Source organism: Psychrobacter sp. 16-MNA-CIBAN-0192 (assembly GCF_040309565.1).
GTDB lineage: Bacteria > Pseudomonadota > Gammaproteobacteria > Pseudomonadales > Moraxellaceae > Psychrobacter.
In genome coordinates this window covers 1-259 of record NZ_JBEOOX010000416.1, presented here as the reverse complement: position 1 = coordinate 259, position 259 = coordinate 1, and the positions used below count along the sequence as shown (strand labels likewise).

Below are 259 nucleotides of genomic sequence, written 5' to 3'. Positions count from 1 at the left end.
AATATAAGTATGCCGACAGATACCCCGAATACAGTCAACTCTGGTATCGACAACAAGCAGAAAACTTTATACAACGTCTAGAAACCTGCTTAAATCAACATCGGTTTTTATGCACAGATACCGTCACATTAGCTGACTTTGCTATTTTTCCATTTATTCGCCAATTTGCTAATGTTGAGCCGATATGGTTTAACAACAACCAATCTCCTAAAGTGAGAGTTTGGTTAGCAACGCTAATGAATAGTCCGTTATTTAACGT

At 37.5% G+C, this 259-nt stretch carries 1 protein-coding gene; it reads left to right on the top strand.

All coding sequences use genetic code 11. From position 1 onward, the window contains the following. Positions 1-259: glutathione S-transferase C-terminal domain-containing protein (locus AAEY78_RS13800; RefSeq protein WP_352339924.1), on the top strand; the 259-nt coding region annotated here is incomplete at both ends.